The sequence below is a fragment of the Micromonospora sp. NPDC003776 genome, assembly GCF_053605645.1.
This window is the reverse complement of sequence record NZ_JBSGJR010000612.1, coordinates 1-3,997: the sequence shown is the minus strand read 5'-3', so window position 1 is coordinate 3,997 and position 3,997 is coordinate 1. Positions and strand designations below refer to the sequence as shown.

The window sequence follows — 3,997 nt, the reverse complement described above, 5'->3', positions numbered from 1 at the left end:
TACGGGATCACCGGCAACGGCTCGTCCACCCGGCTGGCGTACCGCACCAAGCTCACCTTCAGCGACGGCGCCGGCAAGGCGAAGACCGGCCAGTGGCACGCCTGGCGCTCGGTCACGGTGGTGGGCGGCGGGATGCCGCCGACGCTGGCCCGGCTCCCCACCGACGAGCCGGTCCGCCTCGATCGGTTCGACTGGCAGCTGTGGCGGGCCCTGGCCGATCTGGGCGTCGGCTACGGCGACTACGGCGTCGTCCCGGCGACGCCGGACGCGGACGGGCCGGGCGACCGGCTGCCGACGCTGCGGTACACCGCGGACGGCGCGTGGTGGATCTACCGCTGGGCTCGGCGGGGCGGGCGGGGCGACGAGCGCGTCGCCGACCTGTGCCGGACGCTGGTGTCCGCGCCGTGGTGGCCGGCGGCCGGGGCGGGCTTCTCCTGGGGCGATCACGAGATCCTGCGCCGGGCCCGGCGCGGCGCCGGGGCGGGCTCACCGGCCAACTGGATCGCGTGGAGCACCTCGCACCACCTGGCGCACGTGCTGGCCGCGCTGCGGGAGCCGCGCGACGGGCCGTGGCGGCCCGGGCCGGACGTGTCCGTTCGGGGTCACCCCGGCCGATCACCCCGTGGTGGCGAGCACCGCCGGGCGGGGTGAGTGCGTCACTCCTTCTCGGTGAAGCCGAACTGCACGATCCCCTCGTCGTCGACCTCCGCGTCGACGGAGGTGTCGTTGAGCAGTTCGGCGGCGTCGGCGTCGAGGAAGATCCGGGCACCCTGGTTGTCGACCACCTGGTCGCCCTGGGCCGGCTGCTCGACCAGTTCGATGGAGAGCGACCCGGCGTCGGTGTCGGCGGCGATCCGCAGCCCGCCGGCCTCGGCGACGTCCTGCTGGGCGGCGAGGTCGCGGATCACCAGGACGGCGTTGTCGGTCATGGTCAGCATGGCGAGACTCCTATGGCTGCTGCGGGATTCGGGGCGGGTCGACTCGGACTGTACGGCCCGATGCGCGCCAGAACGGCGAATCGGTCTTCGCCTGACGAAGCGGGGCAGCTCGAACGCTCCCCTTCGCCTACGGTCCCCCCTGGCCCGCCATCCGTCAAATAGAGCCGGGTCAGTCGACAGCGTGGCGGCGCACCCCGACCACGAACGGGTGACCAGGGGTTTCGCGCGCCCGGATCCGGGTAACCGGGAGGGTTTCGGAAAAAACTTTTCCCTGCCAGCCCTTTTCCGGAAGAAAGCACCATGGCAGCATCGGCGCATGCATCGTCGTCTCTTTTCCCGGGCGCTCGCGGTGCTGGCGCTGGTCGCCACCGCGGCCACCGCCGGCGCGCCCACCGCCACGGCCGACGCGCCCACCCCGGCGCAGCTGCGGCTGAACGCGACCATCGACGCGGTCCTCGCCGACTCCCGGCTGTCCGGGGCGCAGGCGGGGGTGGTCGTGGTGGACACCACCACCGGGCGGACCCTCTACGACCGCAACGGGGACCGGCGGCTGGTCCCGGCCTCCAACACCAAGCTGCTCACCTCGACGGCCGCGATGGAACTGCTCGGCCCGGGTCACCGCTTCACCACCGACGTGGCCAGTGCCGGCGTACGCCGGGCCGGGCTGCTCTCCGGCGACCTCTACCTGCGCGGCGGGGGCGACCCGACGATGCTGGCCGCGGACTACGACCGGTTGGCCGCGCAGGTGGCCGCCGAGGGCGTCCGGGTAGTGGCGGGCAACCTGGTCGCCGACGACACCCGCTACGACCGGACCCGGCTGGGCCCGGACTGGACCTGGGACGACGAGTCCTACTACTACGCCGCCCAGGTGTCGGCGCTGACCGTGGCCCCGGACACCGACTACGACGCCGGCACGGTGATCGTGCACGCCGCCCCGGCCGGCGCGGCCGGCGGCCGCCCGGAGATCACCATGACCCCGCCCAACGGCTGGCTGCGGATCGAGAACCGGGCCGAGACGGTGGCCGCCGGCGAGACGGCCATCTCCTTCGAACGCGAGCACGGCGGCAACACCATCGTGGTGACCGGGCAAATCGCCGTCGGTCAGGCCCCGGAGAGCGACTGGATGACGGTCTGGGAGCCGACCGGGTACGCCGCCGACATCTTCCGCTCGGCGCTGCAACGGCACGGCGTGCGGGTCCTCGGCCGGACCGTGCTCGGCCGGCCCGCCCCGGATGACGCGAGGACGGTCGCCCGGCACGACTCGATGCCGCTGTCCGAGCTGATGGTGCCCTTCCTCAAGCTCTCCAACAACGGCCACGCCGAGGTGCTCACCAAGGAGCTGGGCCGGGTGCTCACCGGGTCCGGCACCTGGGACGCCGGGCTGACCGCGATCGGAGAGTACGTCGGCGACTCCGGGATGGACACCGGGACGCTGCGCCAGCGGGACGGTTCCGGCCTGTCCCGGCGCAACCTGATCCCACCGGCCCAGTTCGTCTCGCTGCTGTCGGCGGTGCGCGCCGAGCCCTGGTTCGACACCTGGTACGCGGCGCTGCCGGTGGCCGGCAACGCCGAGCGATTCGTCGGCGGCACGCTGCGCAGCCGGATGCGGGGCACCGCCGCGGCGAACAACGTGCACGCCAAGACCGGCAGCCTGACCGGGGTGTCCAGCCTCTCCGGCTACGCCACCGACGCCGACGGCCACCTGCTGGCGTTCTCGGTGGTGTTCAACAACTACCTGACCTCGTCGGTCAAGGGGCTGGAGGACCAGATCGCGATCGCGCTGGCGTCGTACACCGAGAAGGCGACGACCACGGCGCGGCTGACGGTGCCGACGGCGCCCGACTCGCCCCGGGTGCCCGAGGGCCTGGAGTGCTCCTGGGTGAAGCCGACCGTGTGCTGATCGCCGGGTGCCCCTGCCCGCGCGGGACCGGGCAGGGGCACGGGCCGTCAGGCGCCCGGGCGGTGGGGCCCCGGCACGGCGGCCGGGTCACCGCGTTCGATCAGGGCGTCGATCTCGGCGGACGGCAGCCGTGCCGGGTGAGCACCGTGCGGCCCGCGACGGACGAACTGTCCCCGGCTCACCGGCCGCAGCGCGGGCACGGCCGGCGGGTCCGCCGGTGGTGGATCAGCGCGGCGGCGGTCAGGCCCCAGCCCCAGACCCAGTAGCCGGACTCGGCCACCCAGAAGAAGGCCAGCGGGTAGCGACCGTCTCCCGGGTCGAACGTGCCGGTGACGGTCTCCACGGTGAGCTGGCCGAGGCCGATCCCGAAGTAGCCGATCAGACCCAGGCCGAAGACCGCCGCCGGCACCAGCAGCAGCATCCGGGGTACGCGCCGGCCGGCCAGCAGCGGCACCCAGCCCGGCCAGACGGTCCCCCACCGGTGGACCAGGGCCAGCGGCAGCAGCACCCCGGCGAGCAGGAAGCCCACCTCGAAGAGCGCCGCCGAGAGTCCCTGGGCCAGCGGCAGGCCACCGAAGCCGACCGCCACCTGGGCGGCCAGCCGGACCAGGCAGCCGGCCACCGCGCTCCACGCCGCGACGCGGGCCCAACGCGGCACCGGGCCACCCGAGGACCGGGTCCGGCCGCACCCGCCGCAGTCCCCCCGGTAGCGGCGCAGGTGGGCCAGCGCGGCCCTGTGCAGCAGCAGCGCACCGGTGACCGCGCCGACCCGGCTGAGGAAGCCGGCCACGGTGAACGCCGCGGTGAGGTGGAAGATCAGGAAGCCGACCACGTCCAGCAGCAGCAGCGCGCAGGAGAGCAGCAGGGCCGCGCAGGCCGTCCAGGCCGCCCCCGCCAGGGCCGGCCGCCAGGCGCGGGCCCGGGCCAGCCCGACGCCGACCATCCCCGTGGCGGCGCAGAGCGCCACCGACCACCAGCCGGTGACCACCACCAGGTCGGTGCCGAGCGGCCCGAACGACGGCGCCCCGGCCACCAGCCAACCCGCCCGCAGGGCGCCGTAGCCGACCGCCCACGCCACCAGGGCGTACGCGGGCCAGGCGGGAGCGCGCGGGACCGGACGGGAAACGGCCGGCGGCGGCAGGGTCTGCGTCATGACGTC

Annotated in this window: 4 protein-coding genes; 2 read left to right on the top strand and 2 right to left on the bottom strand. The window is 74.6% G+C overall.

Going from position 1 to position 3,997, the window contains the following annotated elements:
* The coding region (locus tag ACWEVO_RS31935) for a beta family protein (RefSeq protein WP_452311175.1) at window positions 1-651 on the top strand (651 nt) is incomplete at its 5' end.
* Between the two features lie 5 nt (window positions 652-656).
* On the opposite strand, the gene ACWEVO_RS31930 is transcribed toward ACWEVO_RS31935, so the two are convergent.
* On the bottom strand, window positions 657-938 hold the full coding sequence (locus ACWEVO_RS31930) for a HesB/IscA family protein (RefSeq protein WP_452311174.1): 282 nt from the start codon (window positions 936-938) through the stop codon (window positions 657-659).
* Window positions 939-1,254: 316 nt separating this feature from the next.
* Here ACWEVO_RS31930 and dacB point away from each other — a divergent pair, with 316 nt between their 5' ends.
* Window positions 1,255-2,838, top strand: coding sequence for a D-alanyl-D-alanine carboxypeptidase/D-alanyl-D-alanine endopeptidase (gene dacB / locus ACWEVO_RS31925; protein ID WP_452311173.1), 1,584 nt, complete (start codon window positions 1,255-1,257; stop codon window positions 2,836-2,838).
* A gap of 178 nt (window positions 2,839-3,016) precedes the next feature.
* On the opposite strand, the gene ACWEVO_RS31920 is transcribed toward dacB, so the two are convergent.
* Window positions 3,017-3,997: hypothetical protein (locus ACWEVO_RS31920; protein ID WP_452311172.1), on the bottom strand; the 981-nt coding region annotated here is incomplete at its 5' end.

What these genes read in the sequence shown, in the direction of transcription:
- ACWEVO_RS31930 (WP_452311174.1), bottom strand. Translation starts at nt 938, where the DNA reads ATGCTGACCATGACCGACAACGCCGTCCTGGTGATCCGCGACCTCGCC.
- dacB (WP_452311173.1), top strand. Translation starts at nt 1,255, where the DNA reads ATGCATCGTCGTCTCTTTTCCCGGGCGCTCGCGGTGCTGGCGCTGGTC.